Raw genomic sequence first — 15,641 nt, 5'->3', positions numbered from 1 at the left:
AAAAAGATAAGGAGCGTTTCAAATGAAAAAGATTGGGCTATTTTTAGCAAGTTTCATGACTGTTTTATTGATTGCCGGCTGTGGTTCATCGGCAAAAGAACAAACGGTTGAAGGAACTGGAGAAGGAAAGCATGGCGATATAAAAGTTGAGGTAAAGCTCAAGGACGATCAGATTCAAGATATTAAAGTAGTTAAGCAAGGAGAGAATAAAGTTTTATCTGAGCCTGTCTATAATCAATTAAAAGATACGATTATCGCTGGAAATTCAATCGATGTTGATGTTGTCAGCGGATCTAGTGCAACAAGTGAAGGGTATATTGCGGCGGTTAAAGATGCTATTGAAAAATCCGGCGTGACTTTAGCTGCTGTTAAGGCAAAAAAAACGAAGGAAGCCAAAGTAGATACAGATCAATCCTATGATGTGGTAGTTGTAGGTTCTGGCGGTGCTGGTTTTAGTGCAGCAATCGAAGCCAAAGAAGCAGGAAAAAATGTTGTGATCGTAGAAAAAATGCCGACAGTCGGTGGGAATACACTGATTTCTGGTGGGGAAATGAACGCACCAGGAAATTGGGTTCAAAAGGATTTGGGAATCAAAGGGGATTCTGTTGAAGCCTACTACGAAGATACAATGAAGGGCGGCGATAATCTAGGAGATCCTAAAATGGTTCGGATTATGGCAGAAAGCGCATTGCAATCGGCTGAATGGTTAAGAGATGACATCCACGTAAAATTTTTGGATGACCAATTGTTCCAATTTGGGGGACATTCTTACAAACGGGCATTGATTCCGGAAGGACATACTGGGCAAGAACTGATTACGAAACTCAAGAAAAAAGCGGATGAATTAAAAATTCCAATCGTATTGAATACACGGGCAAATACATTGATCCAAGATGCAGATGGACGAGTAACCGGCGTGAAAGCACAAGACAATCAAGATAATGAAATTACTTTCCATGGGAAAGATGCCGTTATTTTAACAACCGGCGGCTTTGGTTCGAATGTGGAAATGCGTAAAAAATATAACAAAGAATACGATGAACGGTATAAATCAACGGATACGGAAGGAACAACTGGGGACGGGATTGTCATGGCAGAAAATGTCGGTGCAGCCTTAACCAATATGGAGAGCATTCAAACTTATCCAATCGCCAATCCAAAGACGGGCATGATTTCTTTATTAGCGGATACCCGTTTTGACGGAGCAATTTTAGTCAATCAAGAAGGCAAACGGTTTGTCGAAGAATTGGAACGTCGAGATGTGATTTCTAATGCTATTTTAGAACAAACTGGAAAATATTGTTACCAAATTTGGAACGACGATATCGATGCAATTTCTAAAACAAAGGCTGCTCATAAAGATGAATACGATGAATTAATCAAAGAAAAATTATTGGTCAAAGCAGATACATTGGAAGAAGCAGCTGAATTTTTCGATATTGATGTTAATAATTTGAAAGACACAGTTAAAAAAGTCAATGAATACGCAAAAAGTGGAGATGATAAAGATTTCCATCATCGTGGGGGATTAGTTTCCTTAGCCGATGGTCCTTATTATGTAGAAAAAGCAGTTCCTTCGATCCATCATACGATGGGTGGTGTTGTCATCAATGAAAAAACAGAAGTACTTGATGAAGATGGCAAGGCAATCCCTGGACTCTATGCCGCTGGTGAATTGACAGGTGTTATCCAAGGAAGCAACCGATTAGGCGGAAATGCAATCACGGATATCATTACCTTTGGTCGAATCGCAGGTCAAACGGTCGGGAAAGAATAAGTGATTCCTTCTAGAGACATCTCAGTTGTGAAAAACGCTTTCTTATGCTATTTTGATAACAAGAAAGGGGCTGTTTCTAGTGGATATTTATTTGAATTTTAAAGCGGAAGCCCGTGAAGCAATTGCTTTTTATGAAAAAGCTTTTGAAACCAAAGCTACGGACATCACAACGTATGGTGAAATGCCGGGAACAGAAGAAATGCATCTATCGGATGAGGTTAAGGACATGATTATTAATGCCCGTATGGAAATCAACGGAACCTTAGTTATGTTTGCCGACAATCCTGAAGGGGTCGCTCCAGAATTGATTGTGGGAAATAATATTTCTTTAGTTATTCAACCCAAAACAGAAGAAGAAACGAAACAATTATTTATCAAACTTTCAGAAGGCGGAAAAGTCGAAATGCCGCTGGATGAAGCACCGTGGGCAAAATTATACGGCATGGTCACCGACCGCTTTGGTGTAAATTGGCAGTTGAATTATGCGTGAAAATGATTTGTAAAATTATGAGTTAAAGACAAAAATACTTAGGATGAACGTTAACCAACCATTCGGTTGATTAACGTTCATCTTTTTTACTTTTCATGGTCACTGTATCTTTTTAAAAAGATTTCAAGAATGAGATCAACATGCACCATTAAAAAGGCTCTTGATGTAATATCATAATTGTGAAAAACATTTGTAGGAATATTACTATTTATATTTCTGTTTGTAAGATTGTTTAAAGAATTGTTTGGCGAGTTGGTGATTGACAGTATCGTATTTCCTTTCTGCCTTACTTTTCTTGCTGAAACGAGCAGGCTTTGTGTTTCCCCGCTCATACTGACAAAAATAACTAAATCATCTGATTTTAGTAATTGTGGTAAAAGATCTAACATATGTGACTCATAGATATACATAGATGGACGATTCAATTGATATAAACGTTTACTCATGTATTCAGCAATCGGTTTTGTTAAACCGACTCCAACAAGAAAGAGATTATTTGCTTCTTGAATCTTTTTGGCAAAGTACTCAAGGTTTTCTAGGGTAATTAAGGTAAGAGAATGTGAGAAAAAATTTTGATATTGCAGGAGCAAATCTTTTTCTTTAATATAAACGGTTTGAGTTAGAAGTCGATTGATTTCATACTTAAATTGTGAGAAACCTTGGAATCCTAGACGTTGAGAAAGACGTATGATTGTCGAGTTGGATGAGGCGATTTTTTGTGCTAAAGCGGTCAAATTTAATCGGGAAATTAATTCTGGAGTATTATCCAGCTCATAAAAGGCAGAGCGCTCGGCCTCGCTCAATTCGGAAAGTTTATTTCCATAATTTTCAATCAGTAGACCCATAATATCCTTCTCCTAAAAAACTAATTTCTCTCATTCTACATCAATCTGGATAATTATCCAACTGTTGAATGAAATGGATTTCATTTTATTGCTATAGTTGCTTTGTTAAGAAAATATGGAGGTAAAAAAATATGAAAATTGAGACGATGACGCAACCAGAATTATTGCAAATTCAAAAGTCTTTTTCTACAAAAGAAGAAATATTAGAAGAATTGACAAAATGTTTAAGTGAAAACGGTTATGTGACAGATTCAAAAGAATTTTTGAGAGCAGTATACGAAAGAGAACATCATTCTGAAACTGGTATGGAAAATGGTCTAGCAATTCCTCACGGAAAAAGCAAAGCAGTTAAAAAGGCTGGCTTCGCAGCAATGACATTAACGAAACCGCTCCAAAAAGAGGCATGGGCATCACTAAATCCAGAGAACCAAGTTGAAATTATATTTTTATTGGCTATTCCTGAAACAGAAGCTGGGACAACACATTTAAAATTATTATCCGAACTCAGTACTCGTTTAATGGATGATTCGTTTGTTGCTTCATTAAAAAGCACCTCAACAGCAAAACAATTCTACGAACTTTTGTCTGAGAATGGGGAAAAGGCATCTCCAAAGTTTGCTGAATCCAAAAAGTTTGTTTTGGGGATTACTTCTTGTGCGACGGGTATAGCACATACCTACATGGCGGCAGAAGCGTTAGAAAAAGCAGCAGATCAAAAGGGTATAGCAATACATGTTGAAAAACAGGGTGCCAATGGAATAGAAGATCGTATCACAACAGAAATGATTAAGAAGGCAGATGGAATTATTTTTGCTGTCGATACAAAAATCAAGGATCGTGAACGATTTGCTGGAGTTCCATATGTTCAAGTAAAAGTTGCAGAACCACTAAAGAACAGTCAAAAATTATTGGACCGGGTGTTGAATTCTCCCGATGGAATGGTTGACGGTGAACGGACAGAAAATAAAGAAGAAATAAATAAAAAAGGATTTAAATCAGAGTTGATGTCTGCTGTGATGACGGGTATTTCCTATATGATTCCGTTACTTGTTGCGGCTGGATTGATGTTGGGAATAGCAAAATTGATTTGGATATTAGGATTAGGTATGGATCCAGGATTAATTGGAGATGTAAAATATAATAATTCGGATGGACTAGTTGGCTTTCTTCATTTATTAGATAATTTTGGAAATATGTTGTTTAAATTTATTTATCCAGTTTTCTCTATGTTTGCTGCCTATTCAATTGCTGATCGTACAGGACTGATTGCTGGTTTTGCTGGCGGTTTATTTGCTGGTGGATTGCATTATACTTTTTGGGGAATTGAAGGTGGAATTCCTAGTGGATTTTTGGGTGCATTAGTATTAGGGATAAGTGCTGGTTATATTTCACGATTTTTGAATGAAAAAATTAAGCTAAGTAAAAATCTTAATGCTATGAAACCAATGTTCCTTATCCCAGGGTTATCTGTATTATTAATTTTTATATTGAACCTGTTCATTGTTGATCCAATTTTTGGTGGATTGAACAAAATTATTTCTGATGGTATCACGAGTATGAGTGGTTCTGGTAAGTTAGGTTTGTCAGCCATTATTGCCGCTGCAACAGCTTTTGATTTAGGCGGTCCAGTAAATAAAGCCGCTGGTGCAATTGCGATTGGCTTATCAGCAGATAAAATATTTCCATTGACGCCTAGAGTCCTTGCTATTGTTATTCCACCACTAGGTCTTGGTTTATCTACGATGATTGATCGTTTTGTTGTTGGACGGAGAGTTTATCCTCAAGATTTACGAGTTGTTGGTGGTACTTCATTTTTATTAGGTTTTCTAGCGATTTCTGAAGGTGCAATTCCATTTATGTTAAGAAATCCACTTATCACGATTCCTATTAACATTATTGGATCGATCATAGGTGCTTGTACAGCTGTAGCATTAGGAGCAGTCCAATGGTTACCACTTCCTGCAGTTTGGGGATGGCCATTGGTTACCCATTTGCCAGCTTACCTTATTGGGCTTACGATAGGTGTTTTAGTTATTGCATTGGCAAACATTTTTGTTCGATATGCATTGTTAAAACGAGAAGAAGCAAAATAAATATAACTAAAAAGAGACTACGACTGAAAGATGAAGATTATTTCAGTCGTAGACTTTGATTTATGGATTGTAGAGTTACAAGGATAGGTGGGAATTTTATATGAAGAAAAAAGTATTTGTAGTTCCACATAGTCATTGGGATAGAGAGTGGTATTTTTCAATTGAAGATTCCAATGTATTATTAACGGAAAACATGTCTCAATTACTTACTTATTTAGAAAATCATTCGGAATTTCCAACGTATACGTTTGATGGTCAGTATTCAGTAATTGAAGAATATTTAAAGTATAAACCTGAGGACCGCCAAAGGGTACACCGGTTGATTAAATCAGGAAGACTACATATTGGTCCATGGTACACTCAAGGAGATACCTTATTAGTACAAACGGAATCGATCATTCGTAATCTTTTATTAGGAAAACAAGGTGCTGAAAAAATGGGCCATTCTATGAATATTGGCTACTTACCAGATATTTTTGGTCAAAATTCTTATCTCCCAAGTATCTTTAAACGATTTGGAATTGGGTACAGCATATTACAACGAGGTATTTATAATAATCAACTCTCGGATGATTTAAATTTTTGGTGGCAATCTCCAAATGGAGAAAGGATTCCAACCAACAATCTTTTTTTGGGTTATGGACCAGGAAAATTTTTAGCAAGCGATAAAAAATATGTTGAAGAAACGTTATTGCCCATGTTGAAAAAATTAGAAATGAGAACGAAGGAAGATTCACCAGTTCTTCTTCCTGCTGGTGGAGACCAAGTATTCATACGGACTCACTTTCCAAAAGTTATTCAAGAGTTAAATCATCTTAATCTTGATTACGAATTTATTTTAAGTGATTATGAAAGTTTCATGGAGCAAGCATGGATGGATACAAATCGAAAAACAATTTCTGGAGAGCTGATTGCTAGTCAAAATTCTAGAATCCATAATACAATCCGATCCCAAAGGGTCGATATTAAGCAACTAAATTCTCGTGTTGAAGATAAGCTTTATAAACTATTAGAACCATTGGCTGTTTTAAGTAAAAAGCTTGGAGGGAATTATCCACAAACATGGATAAACCATTGCTTGAAATTACTATTTGACGTACATGCCCATGATTCGATCGGTGGTTGTAACTCAGATGAGACAAATGGCGAAATTATCAATCGTTTACGGAAAATAGAACGAATCATAGACGACTATATAAATATCTTAAAAAAACAAATTAGTCGAGGTATTTTAAAGAATCAAGAAGGTGTAATTGCCTTCAATTTATTACCTAAAGCGATAAATAAGCAACTAGAATTCATTCTCTTCACAAAAAATAAGCATGTCCTTTTAAAAGACAATTTTGGAGAAACCCTTTCACAAGTAATAAAAAGTCAAGAATATATTTCAGGTGGAACAAAGGTACAAGTTACTGCCGATGGAGAAAAACAAATTGCTTTACCGGGGTATTACCGAACGAGTATTGTTGCCCAAGTTTCTTTTTCTGGATTTGGTTATCGTCGGTTGAATATTTCTGATGAAAAGAATCAACTTCCAAAAATATGTTCAACGGGTAGTATTAGTAACGAGTTTTATAGAATCGAGGTTATCAATGGTCAAATTCAAGTAGAACGATTCGATGGGAAAAAGAAAAAGAACCTATTTGATTTTGAAAATAGAGCAGATGCGGGAGATTCCTATGACTTTTCTCCATTAGCTAATGATAAACCTAATTACTCTTCATTATTTAGAGTAATCGAAGTGAGACAGTCTGCTCAAGAAAGCGAAATTACGGTAGAAACAAATCTTAATGTAGCGAATGACTTGGCACATTTTGATGAAAAAAAGAAGAAGTTAGTAATTGTATCAAAATTAAAACTGATTAAAGGCTCTGATGTGATTCGTATTCAGCATACATTAAATAATGAGATGAAAGATCATCGCGTTCGAATGCGCTTTTTTACTACTAACGAAGAACAAGTTAATTATGCAGATCAGGGATATTCCTTAATTAAGAGAACCAATGAGAATGATTATTTAGATAATTGGAAAGCAAAGGGCTTTGTTGAAGCACCTCAGCCAATTTACCCTCTTGAACGCTTTGTTTCGATACCTGAAAAGGATGGAAACGTAACAGTTTTTACAGAAGGGTTGAAAGAATATGAGGCAAAAGGAGAAAGTTTGGCTATTACATTGTTTCGAAGTGTCGGATTGCTGGGTAAAGACAACTTAGCATGGCGCCCAGGTAGGGCTTCTGGAATCAATAATAAGACTATTGAAACGCCCAATGCTCAGATGTTGGGAGAACTTCAATTTACTTTAGGGTATCGTTGGGGAAATGAGAATCTTGAACCAGAAAAATTATATACCGCTTATGAAGACTTTTCCTGTCAGCAATTAACCTATCAGCTTCAGTATTTAAATAGTTATGAAGAACGAGTTGAGCGATTTGAATTACCTCAACCAGAGAATCTGATCAATCTTCCTAGTGAGAAAATATTTTATCAAGTGCCTAAAGAATTTTTTGTAGCAACTCTAAAAAAAGCTGAGAATACAGGGGAGATAATTATTAGGCTCTTTAATCCCGAAGATAGAAAAATAACCCTTCCAGTAGAATATAGACAACATATTAGGACCTTAGATGAAAAAAAATTTAATGATATATCGAAATTAGGAGAGAAAGACTTTGTTACCCTAGCATTGGATTTAGATACAGAGTGTTAATAATTAACAAAAACACAAGAATGTGTACAAGATAATTTTCTGTACACATTCTCGCATTTTATCTATAGTTATTGTATCTGCTTACAACTCCTTATATACTCAATTTATCAAATGGAAGGAGCAACAAAACATGAAGGAATATTTACAAAAATTAGGGAAATCATTAATGATGCCGATTTCAATTATTGCGGCAGCAGGTATTTTCTTAGGTTTAGCTTCAGTGTTACAAAATCCAGCAATCGTTGGAGAAATGTTTACATCAATGAGTGCAGTACAAAATGTAATTGGTTTCATCCGAGCAATTGTTGGTGCACTATTTGGAAACCTGCCTATTCTTTTTGCCGCTTCAGTGGCGATTGGACTGGCAAAAGGAGAAAAAACAACGGCTGCATTTTCAGCAATCATTGGTTTCATTTTATTCCACATAACGATCAGCTATTTTCTTAATCTTAATGAAATCAATGCAACAACGATGTCTGTCGATGCGTTGGTTGCTGGGGGAGGCTCTACATTAGAAGCGACAAGAACAGCTTCTTTATATGAAACGGTCTTAGGTGTCTTTACTTACCGCATGAACGTCTTTGGTGGAGTCGTCGTGGGAATTCTTGTAGCGGCAGTTCACAATCGGTTTTACAAGACTGAACTTCCAATGGCAATCAGTTACTTTGGTGGAAAACGATTGGTTCCTATTATGACTACTGTGACAGTTCCAATTCTTGGTATTCTTATGTATTACGTGTGGCCAATCTTAGGGCAAGGTATTGAAGGAATTGGAAATATTATTGCAGAATCAGGTTCATTTGGAGTCTTCTTGTTTGGTTTCATCGAACGATTACTTGTACCGACAGGTTTGCATCATATTTTAAACCAGCTTGTTCGTTTTACGCCAATTGGCGGTGTAGCAATGCTTGATGGTGAACAAATTGTTGGTGCGTTAAATATTTTCAATCGCTTGTTAACAGAATCAAATCCAGATATGTCTGTGATGCGAGAAGCGACTCGTTTCCTAGCGCAAGGAAAAATTCCTTTTATGGTCTTCGGATTACCAGCAGCCTGTTTTGCCATGTTCCAAACAGCACGTCCTGGGGAAAAGAAACGGGTCAAAGCCTTGTTATTGGCAGCAGCCATTGCGAGTTTTACTACGGGAATCACTGAACCTATCGAATTTTCATTTATCTTTGTTTCACCAATCTTATTTATTTTCCATGCATTGATGTCAGGATTGTCCTTTATGTTGATGAGTTTGTTAGGCGTCTCCATTGGAAATGTTCAGGGTGGTGCGATCGATTTAATCGTTTTTGGAGCCTTAAGAGGAACAAGTACAAACTGGTTCTTTGCCGTTTTAATCGGAATATTCTACGCAGCTGCTTACTATTTTGTTTTCCGCTACGTTATTTTAAAAAGAAATGTCAAAACACCTGGTCGAGAATTAGAAACAGACGAAGTGTCTACACCTGCGAAGGTAGCGGATCCTTCCGAACTGGGTAGTATTATCGTAAACGCACTCGGTGGCCGGGAAAATATTCAATCAATCGATAATTGTTTTACCCGGTTGCGATTAGTTTTGGTAGATACAAATAAAATCGACGAAGCCATCTTAAAAACGACTGGAGCAGTCGGTGTCATGAAATTGGATGATAAAAATGTTCAAGTCGTTTATGGACCTCAGGTAGAAGGAATTGCCTTGAAAGTAAAAGATTCTGCAAATATGAATGACTAATAGTAAAAAGGATTAAGCCTATCCTGACTTAATCCTTTTTACCTTAAATCTTAAAAAGCGGAAGAGTAGTATGTTTTTAGATATTCGGTAAATAGTTTATTTACCAAATAATGAAAACTTAGGCGATCAGAAACATCGATACCATCAATAATCACTCGGGAGGTCATTCCATATAATTGATAATCGGTGATTTTCGAAAGCTGATTTTGGGAAAATCCAGTGATACTAACCGTTGTGGCTCCCGATACTTTAGCAATATGAACCGGATTAATGATATTTTCGATTTCTCCACTGATGCTAAAAGCAATCACGACATCGTTTTTCGTTAGTTTTTTTGCAGCATGCCGCATCAAATGCGGATCAAGATAAATTTGGCTTTTTTTTCCTAAAACACTCAGATAATTATGAAGCTCTTCTGAAGGCAATCGGGATAATCCAACGCCCAAGATTAAAATTTGTTCTGCTTCAAAAATGACTTTGTTGATTTGAGCTAGGGTATCCAAATTTAATAATTGCTTTGTGCGGACAAGCTGATCATCAAGAGAAGTAAAATCAGAATAGCTTTGTTCCTCAATAGTGGTGATATAAAGAGCCTCTTTAAAATCGGAGTAACCAATAAAGCCCAATTTTTTACACATACGAGTAATTGTATTTGGTGCAGTAAAAAATTTTTTGGCAACATCACGAATCGTCAGCTGCTGTATAGTCGTTGCATGGTCTAAGAAGTAACTTAGCAACTGCTCTTCATTATCATTAAGAAGATGGCGATTTTTCTTTAAGAGTTCGTAAAAATACATGATTGACACACCTCAATTTTTTGAAATGAAAGGACATACTAAAATGAATCTAGAAACAGCAATCACTAGCCACTTAGAAAAGATCTATAGTGATCAGAAATTAGAAGCAGCAAAAAAGCTTTTTCAGGAATTACTTACAGAGTATAACAAAAAAGATTTCGAAGCAAAAGAACGTCTGTCGGAAAAAAATGTTTACCTGATTACCTATGGAGATAGTTTCTATGAAAAAGGCCAAGCACCATTACATGTATTGAACGAAATAGTATCTGAGACGTTATCAGATACTATCACTGATATTCACCTTTTACCGATGTTTCCCTATACTTCTGATGATGGTTTTTCAGTTGTGGATTACTTGAAGATCAACCCGGACCTAGGTGATTGGTCGAATATCGCTGAATTAGCGGCTTCAAAACGATTAATGTTTGATTTTGTAGCAAATCATATGTCCAAATCAAGTGAATGGTTCCAACATTTTCTGGAACATGATCCTGACTTTAAGGAAGCGTTCATCACTTTTGATCCTACCTTTGATAGCAAAAACGTCACAAGACCACGGACATCACCGTTGTTCCATGAATACGAGAACAAAGCAGGTGAACAAATTCAAGCATGGACAACATTTAGTGAGGATCAAGTCGATGTAAATGCGCAAGATCCTAAGATGCTTGTTCGTTTAACAAGAGTTTTATTAGAATATGCAAAAAAAGGTGCTGCCTCAATTCGACTAGATGCTATAGGTTTTTTATGGAAAGAAAGCGGAACAACCTCCATGCACTTGCCGCAAACCCATGAAATTATTCAATTATGGCGGACCATGTTAGATGAATTAGTGCCAAATATGCAAATTATTACAGAAACAAACGTGCCTCATCAGGACAATATCAGCTATTTTGGTAATGGAGAGGACGAAGCGAACCAAGTGTATCAATTTCCGTTACCACCTTTGACACTATTTAGTTTCATTACTGGAAATGCTGATAAACTAACTACTTGGGCAGAAAGTATTCATCGTGTATCTGATACAGGTACCTATTTCAATTTTCTGGCATCCCATGATGGTATTGGCTTAAGGCCAACAGAAGGTATTTTAACGGATGCAGAGAGACAACTGTTAGTAGATCGTGTCATTGAAAATGGTGGAAAGATTTCCTATAAAAATAATCCCGATGGAAGCCAATCCGTTTATGAAATGAATATCAATTATAGTGAAGCCTTGAGAGATAATTCGAATGTTGTATCAACCGAAAAAAGAATGATTGCAGCGCATCATATTTTATTATCAGTCATTGGCGTGCCTGCTATATACTACCATTCAATTTTTGGATCAAAAAATGATGCGGCTGCTGTCGAGCAGACAGGTATTAATCGACGAATCAATCGAGAAAAACTAGAAAAAGAAAAACTTTTAAAAGACTTAAATGAAGATAGCTATCGACAAGCCATCTATGAAGGGATTACTCAATTAATTAAAATTCGTGGAGAACAAGCAGCTTTTGATCCTTATGGTGAACAAAAGGTTATCAAATTGGATTCTCGGGTATTTGCCTTAAGACGGATAAATCAACAAGAATCGATTTTATCATTGACCAATGTCAGCAATACACCTGTTACTGTCAATCAAATCAGTGGTGTTGATTTGGTTAGTGGTAGACGAATTGAGGGAACGCTTGAATTAGATCCGTATGACTATGTTTGGATAAAAGAGGACGTGAAATAAATGAAAGTTGTAGCAGCGATTGATTCCTTCAAAGGGAGTGCATCTTCAGAAGAATTAAATAGGGCAGTTTTAAGTGCTTTGCCAGCTGATGTTTGGACCGAAAAACTGAATGTTCCGATTGCTGATGGGGGAGAAGGAACCATCGAAGCTCTTAGACACGCCTTGGGAGGAGAATTGATTTCTTTCACGAGTCTAGATCCGTTGGGTAGACCCGTGGTTAGTCGGTATTTAATGACAGACTTCAAAGGACAACAAACGGCTTTCATTGAATCTGCGGCAATCATTGGCATCCATCTTGTTCAACCTTCTGATAAAGCAGTAAGACAGGGCTCCACTTATGGCTTGGGTTTACTGATTAAAGATGCAATAGCGCACGGGGCTCAAGTAATTTATGTTTCCCTAGGTGGTAGCGGAACTTCTGACGGAGGATTGGGTCTTTTGCAGGGGTTGGGTGGAAAAATCAAGACGGCAAGTGAGGGTAATCCATTATTAACCATTTCAGATTTTGACTTAGAACCAGCTCGTCAGGAAGTTACAGGCATTACATTGATTGCATTGGCAGATGTGACGAATCCCTACGTGGGAGAAAATGGTTTTGCTGAAATTTTTGGCCCTCAAAAGGGTGCTGAAACTGAAACAATCAAGGAAATGAACAAACAGGCAAAAAAAGTATCAGAGAAAATTCTTGAAAAATATGGAATTGATTTAGCCAATGAAGCAGGAGCCGGAGCCGCCGGCGGTTTAGGCGGTGCAATTCTAGCGTTAGACGGAAAAATTCAACCAGGATTTACAACCATTAGTCGTTTAATAGGATTAGAAGAAAAAGTAAAAGATGCAACGCTTATTTTTACAGGAGAAGGACGATTGGATGCGCAAACGGCACAGGGAAAAGTTCCTTTTGGAGTAGCTACTTTGGCAACACGAGAACAAATTCCTGTGATTGGAGTATGTGGTAGTCGGGCAGAAGACATTGGTGAATTAGCAGAACTGTTCTTAGGCGTTTTTAGTATCCAACAATCGCCTGTTTCTCTTGAAGAGGCGATGAAAAAAGAAACAACGTTGAAAAATATCGGATTGACTGCGTCGTCCTTGGCGAATGTCTTTTATTGGGGGAAACAAAATGATTAAAGCAATCGCAGCAGATATGGACGGAACATTTTTAACAGATGAGAAAGAATATGATAAGCAACGATTTTTAAAGCAATATGAAAAGATGAAAGCAAACGGAATCGCTTTTATTGTTGCTTCGGGAAATCAATATTGGCATTTGAAAAAGTATTTTCCTGAAATTGCGGAGGAAATCACGTTTATCGCTGAAAATGGGGCTTGTATCATAGAAAAAGGGAAGGTCGTTTTTGAACGGGCACTTCCTAAAGTAGTAATCACCGATATATTGGATGTTTTAGAAAGAAACGAGGATTTAAAGGATTTTCGTCTAGTTATGTCTGGAAAAAAACATGCATATATCTATAAAGAATCTGCACCCGAATATATGAAAAAAGCCCAATTTTTTTACCAAGAATTACAAGCGATAAAAGATTATCGCACTGTAGAAGACACAATCTATAAATTTGCTTTGAATTTCCCTGCTGAAACAGTGGGTACCTGTGTGCAGACAATTCAGGAAAATCTATTTCAACGTGTTAAAGCAGTAACAAGCGGCCATGAGGCAGTTGATCTTATCGATCCTAGTGTGGGAAAAGAAGCGGGACTGACTTTCTTAATGAAAAGATGGCAGTTGGAAAAAGATCAAATTGCAGTTTTTGGAGATAATTTAAACGATCTAGGGATGTTTGAATTGGTGAATTATTCGTTCGCAATGGGAAATTCTCGAGAAGAACTAAAAGATGTTGCATATAAAATCATTGGAACAAACAATCAGCATGCTGTTTTAGATCAAATTGATGTATTATTAGAAGAAGAAAGAAGGAATTAAGATGTTTGGATTCAATAAGAAAAAAAGCGCACTATTTGCTCCAGTTACTGGGGACTTGATTAAAATTGATAAGGTCAAAGATCCTGTTTTCTCTCAAAAAATGATGGGAGACGGCTTTGGTGTTGAACCATCAGAAGGAGCAGTCTTTGCACCAGTGAGTGGAAAAGTTACGGCGATTTTTCCAACCAAGCATGCAATCACCATTTTGATGAAAGATGGTACTGAAGCGTTGGTTCATATGGGAATTGATACGGTAGAGCTTAAAGGACAAGGATTTGAAATCCTTGTTTCTGAAGGGCAAGCAGTCAGCGAAGCAGACCAGTTGGCAACCATTGATTTAGACTTTCTAGCCGAACAAGGGAAACCAAGTACGATTTTAGTTGTTTTTCCTGATGCAAAAGATAAAAAAATTCAAGTAACTGAAGGTAAGGTTACTCATAGTAGTGAAGTAGGACGTTTTGAGTAAGACGTTTTTAAAATGAATAACAGCAAAAACCAAGTGATTGATTCCATTTTTTAAGAATCAAATCACTTGGTTTTTTATATCCGCTTGATTAATGCCTGATTGGTTTTTTGTCTCATTTCATGAAAATAGCTGGTGTCTTGTTCGATAATATATTTTGTCAAGATGTCGATTAAATAAAGCTGGCTAATCGTTGCACTAAATGAGCCAGAATCCGACGAAAACTCTTTGGATGAAGCGACGAGGGAAATGTCAGCGACTTGAGAGATCGCAGATTTGAGATAATTAGTTATGCTGATGATGGTGGTTTCATTCTGCTTTGATAGTTGAACACACTGCAAAACATCTTTCGTGTTTCCCGAAGTACTGATAGCTAGTGCAATATCCTCTTTTTTTGTCAAAGCAGCATCAATACTTTGCAGATGACTGTCTTGAACATATTCCACCGTCATACCCAATCGTTTTAGTCGATTACTAATATGTTGTGCCGTAATCCCTGAAGTACCGACTGCAAAGATATAGATTTTTTTTGCGCAATAAAGTAATTGGGCGGCCTTGTCAATGTCTTCTGTATCGATGAATCCCTTGGTCTCTGTAAGACTTTTGAGGATGTGGCTATAGGTTATTTCTTTTGGTGTGTCATCAAGCTGATCATCAACCTTGGTTTGAATTGATTCAAACCGAATCAATTCTTTTTTGAAATCTTGAAAGCCGGCAAAACCAATTTTTCGAGTGAAACGAACAATCGTACTTTCGCCAACTTCAGATAATAATGCTAATTCGTTGATGGAAAGATTTACAACTTCATCTGAATTGCTCAGAATATACTGGGCTACTTTTTGTTCAGATTTGCTTAGGGAAGGGAGGTAGCTGCTGATAATCGCTAAAATATCCATGATTTGCCTCTTTTCTAAAAATGGTGAATCGATGTGCTAGTACCATTATAGCCTGTTTATCTTGAGGAAAGAAGTATTTTCCTGCTGGGTGGGTGAATTTTGAATTATGGCAAAACGAACCAAAATAAAAAATATAATGTAAAACATTTACAAAAAATAAAAAAAGGTGTAATATTATGCCATAAGAAGGATGTGAGCAT

The 15,641-nt window shown here is 36.8% G+C and carries 12 protein-coding genes; 9 read left to right on the top strand and 3 right to left on the bottom strand.

Translation table 11 applies throughout. The features are described 5' to 3' along the window. Positions 1–22 precede the first annotated feature (22 nt). Together BAU16_RS08260 and BAU16_RS08255 are read left to right on the top strand one after the other, a co-directional pair. Complete coding sequence (locus BAU16_RS08260; RefSeq protein ID WP_161526909.1) at positions 23–1,777, top strand: flavocytochrome c; 1,755 nt, start codon at positions 23–25, stop codon at positions 1,775–1,777. Between the two features lie 79 nt (positions 1,778–1,856). Continuing rightward, the gene (locus BAU16_RS08255; RefSeq protein ID WP_048603691.1) at positions 1,857–2,267 is read left to right on the top strand and encodes a VOC family protein; all 411 of its coding nucleotides are present in this window, start codon (positions 1,857–1,859) and stop codon (positions 2,265–2,267) included. An 86-nt stretch (positions 2,268–2,353) separates the two neighbouring features. Here the strand turns inward: BAU16_RS08255 and BAU16_RS08250 are convergent, their stop codons facing one another. After that, positions 2,354–3,112, bottom strand: a complete 759-nt coding sequence (locus BAU16_RS08250; RefSeq protein ID WP_161526908.1) for a MurR/RpiR family transcriptional regulator — start codon at positions 3,110–3,112, stop codon at positions 2,354–2,356. 131 nt (positions 3,113–3,243) lie between these two features. Between BAU16_RS08250 and BAU16_RS08245 the strand changes: the two genes are divergently transcribed. The 3 genes from BAU16_RS08245 (at position 3,244) to BAU16_RS08235 (ending at position 9,629) form a co-directional block, all read left to right on the top strand. Beyond that, positions 3,244–5,205 carry a fructose-specific PTS transporter subunit EIIC gene (locus BAU16_RS08245; RefSeq protein WP_161526907.1) on the top strand — a complete coding sequence of 654 codons (1,962 nt, stop codon included), beginning with the start codon at positions 3,244–3,246 and terminating at the stop codon, positions 5,203–5,205. A 100-nt stretch (positions 5,206–5,305) separates the two neighbouring features. Further along, a complete protein-coding gene (locus tag BAU16_RS08240) occupies positions 5,306–7,909 on the top strand; it encodes a glycoside hydrolase family 38 C-terminal domain-containing protein (protein WP_161526906.1) in 2,604 nt (867 codons plus the stop codon). A 130-nt stretch (positions 7,910–8,039) separates the two neighbouring features. Then, positions 8,040–9,629 carry a PTS transporter subunit EIIC gene (locus tag BAU16_RS08235; RefSeq protein ID WP_161526905.1) on the top strand — a complete coding sequence of 530 codons (1,590 nt, stop codon included), beginning with the start codon at positions 8,040–8,042 and terminating at the stop codon, positions 9,627–9,629. 50 nt (positions 9,630–9,679) lie between these two features. Here the strand turns inward: BAU16_RS08235 and BAU16_RS08230 are convergent, their stop codons facing one another. Beyond that, the gene (locus tag BAU16_RS08230) at positions 9,680–10,426 is read right to left on the bottom strand and encodes a MurR/RpiR family transcriptional regulator (RefSeq protein WP_161526904.1); all 747 of its coding nucleotides are present in this window, start codon (positions 10,424–10,426) and stop codon (positions 9,680–9,682) included. Positions 10,427–10,469: 43 nt separating this feature from the next. Between BAU16_RS08230 and BAU16_RS08225 the strand changes: the two genes are divergently transcribed. Genes BAU16_RS08225 through BAU16_RS08210 form a run of 4 tightly spaced genes read left to right on the top strand, consistent with a single transcriptional unit; the run spans position 10,470 to position 14,548 of the window. Beyond that, the gene (locus tag BAU16_RS08225; protein WP_161526903.1) at positions 10,470–12,146 is read left to right on the top strand and encodes a sugar phosphorylase; all 1,677 of its coding nucleotides are present in this window, start codon (positions 10,470–10,472) and stop codon (positions 12,144–12,146) included. Further along, positions 12,147–13,274, top strand: coding sequence for a glycerate kinase family protein (locus BAU16_RS08220; RefSeq protein ID WP_161526902.1), 1,128 nt, complete (start codon positions 12,147–12,149; stop codon positions 13,272–13,274). Continuing rightward, a complete protein-coding gene (locus tag BAU16_RS08215; RefSeq protein ID WP_048603698.1) occupies positions 13,267–14,082 on the top strand; it encodes a Cof-type HAD-IIB family hydrolase in 816 nt (271 codons plus the stop codon). The genes BAU16_RS08220 and BAU16_RS08215 overlap by 8 nt, the downstream gene beginning before the upstream one ends. 1 nt (position 14,083) lies before the next feature. Next, entirely contained in the window at positions 14,084–14,548 is a 465-nt protein-coding gene (locus BAU16_RS08210) for a PTS sugar transporter subunit IIA (protein ID WP_161526901.1), read from the top strand. 74 nt (positions 14,549–14,622) lie between these two features. Here BAU16_RS08210 and BAU16_RS08205 read toward each other — a convergent pair whose 3' ends face one another. Next, on the bottom strand, positions 14,623–15,441 hold the full coding sequence (locus BAU16_RS08205) for a MurR/RpiR family transcriptional regulator (protein WP_161526900.1): 819 nt from the start codon (positions 15,439–15,441) through the stop codon (positions 14,623–14,625). Positions 15,442–15,641 lie beyond the last annotated feature (200 nt).

This window comes from Enterococcus sp. JM9B (assembly GCF_009933265.1).
In the GTDB taxonomy this organism is placed as follows: domain Bacteria; phylum Bacillota; class Bacilli; order Lactobacillales; family Enterococcaceae; genus Enterococcus_C; species Enterococcus_C songbeiensis.
Note: the sequence above shows the minus strand (reverse complement) of the source record. Positions and strands in the feature narration are given on the sequence as shown.

Bases quoted from the DNA above. Each gene is read 5' to 3' on its own strand.
- BAU16_RS08250 (WP_161526908.1), bottom strand. From the start codon at position 3,112: ATGGGTCTACTGATTGAAAATTATGGAAATAAACTTTCCGAATTGAGC.
- BAU16_RS08225 (WP_161526903.1), top strand. From the start codon at position 10,470: ATGAATCTAGAAACAGCAATCACTAGCCACTTAGAAAAGATCTATAGT.
- BAU16_RS08210 (WP_161526901.1), top strand. From the start codon at position 14,084: ATGTTTGGATTCAATAAGAAAAAAAGCGCACTATTTGCTCCAGTTACT.
- BAU16_RS08245 (WP_161526907.1), top strand. From the start codon at position 3,244: ATGAAAATTGAGACGATGACGCAACCAGAATTATTGCAAATTCAAAAG.
- BAU16_RS08235 (WP_161526905.1), top strand. From the start codon at position 8,040: ATGAAGGAATATTTACAAAAATTAGGGAAATCATTAATGATGCCGATT.
- BAU16_RS08230 (WP_161526904.1), bottom strand. From the start codon at position 10,426: ATGTATTTTTACGAACTCTTAAAGAAAAATCGCCATCTTCTTAATGAT.
- BAU16_RS08205 (WP_161526900.1), bottom strand. From the start codon at position 15,441: ATGGATATTTTAGCGATTATCAGCAGCTACCTCCCTTCCCTAAGCAAA.
- BAU16_RS08240 (WP_161526906.1), top strand. From the start codon at position 5,306: ATGAAGAAAAAAGTATTTGTAGTTCCACATAGTCATTGGGATAGAGAG.
- BAU16_RS08260 (WP_161526909.1), top strand. From the start codon at position 23: ATGAAAAAGATTGGGCTATTTTTAGCAAGTTTCATGACTGTTTTATTG.
- BAU16_RS08215 (WP_048603698.1), top strand. From the start codon at position 13,267: ATGATTAAAGCAATCGCAGCAGATATGGACGGAACATTTTTAACAGAT.
- BAU16_RS08220 (WP_161526902.1), top strand. From the start codon at position 12,147: ATGAAAGTTGTAGCAGCGATTGATTCCTTCAAAGGGAGTGCATCTTCA.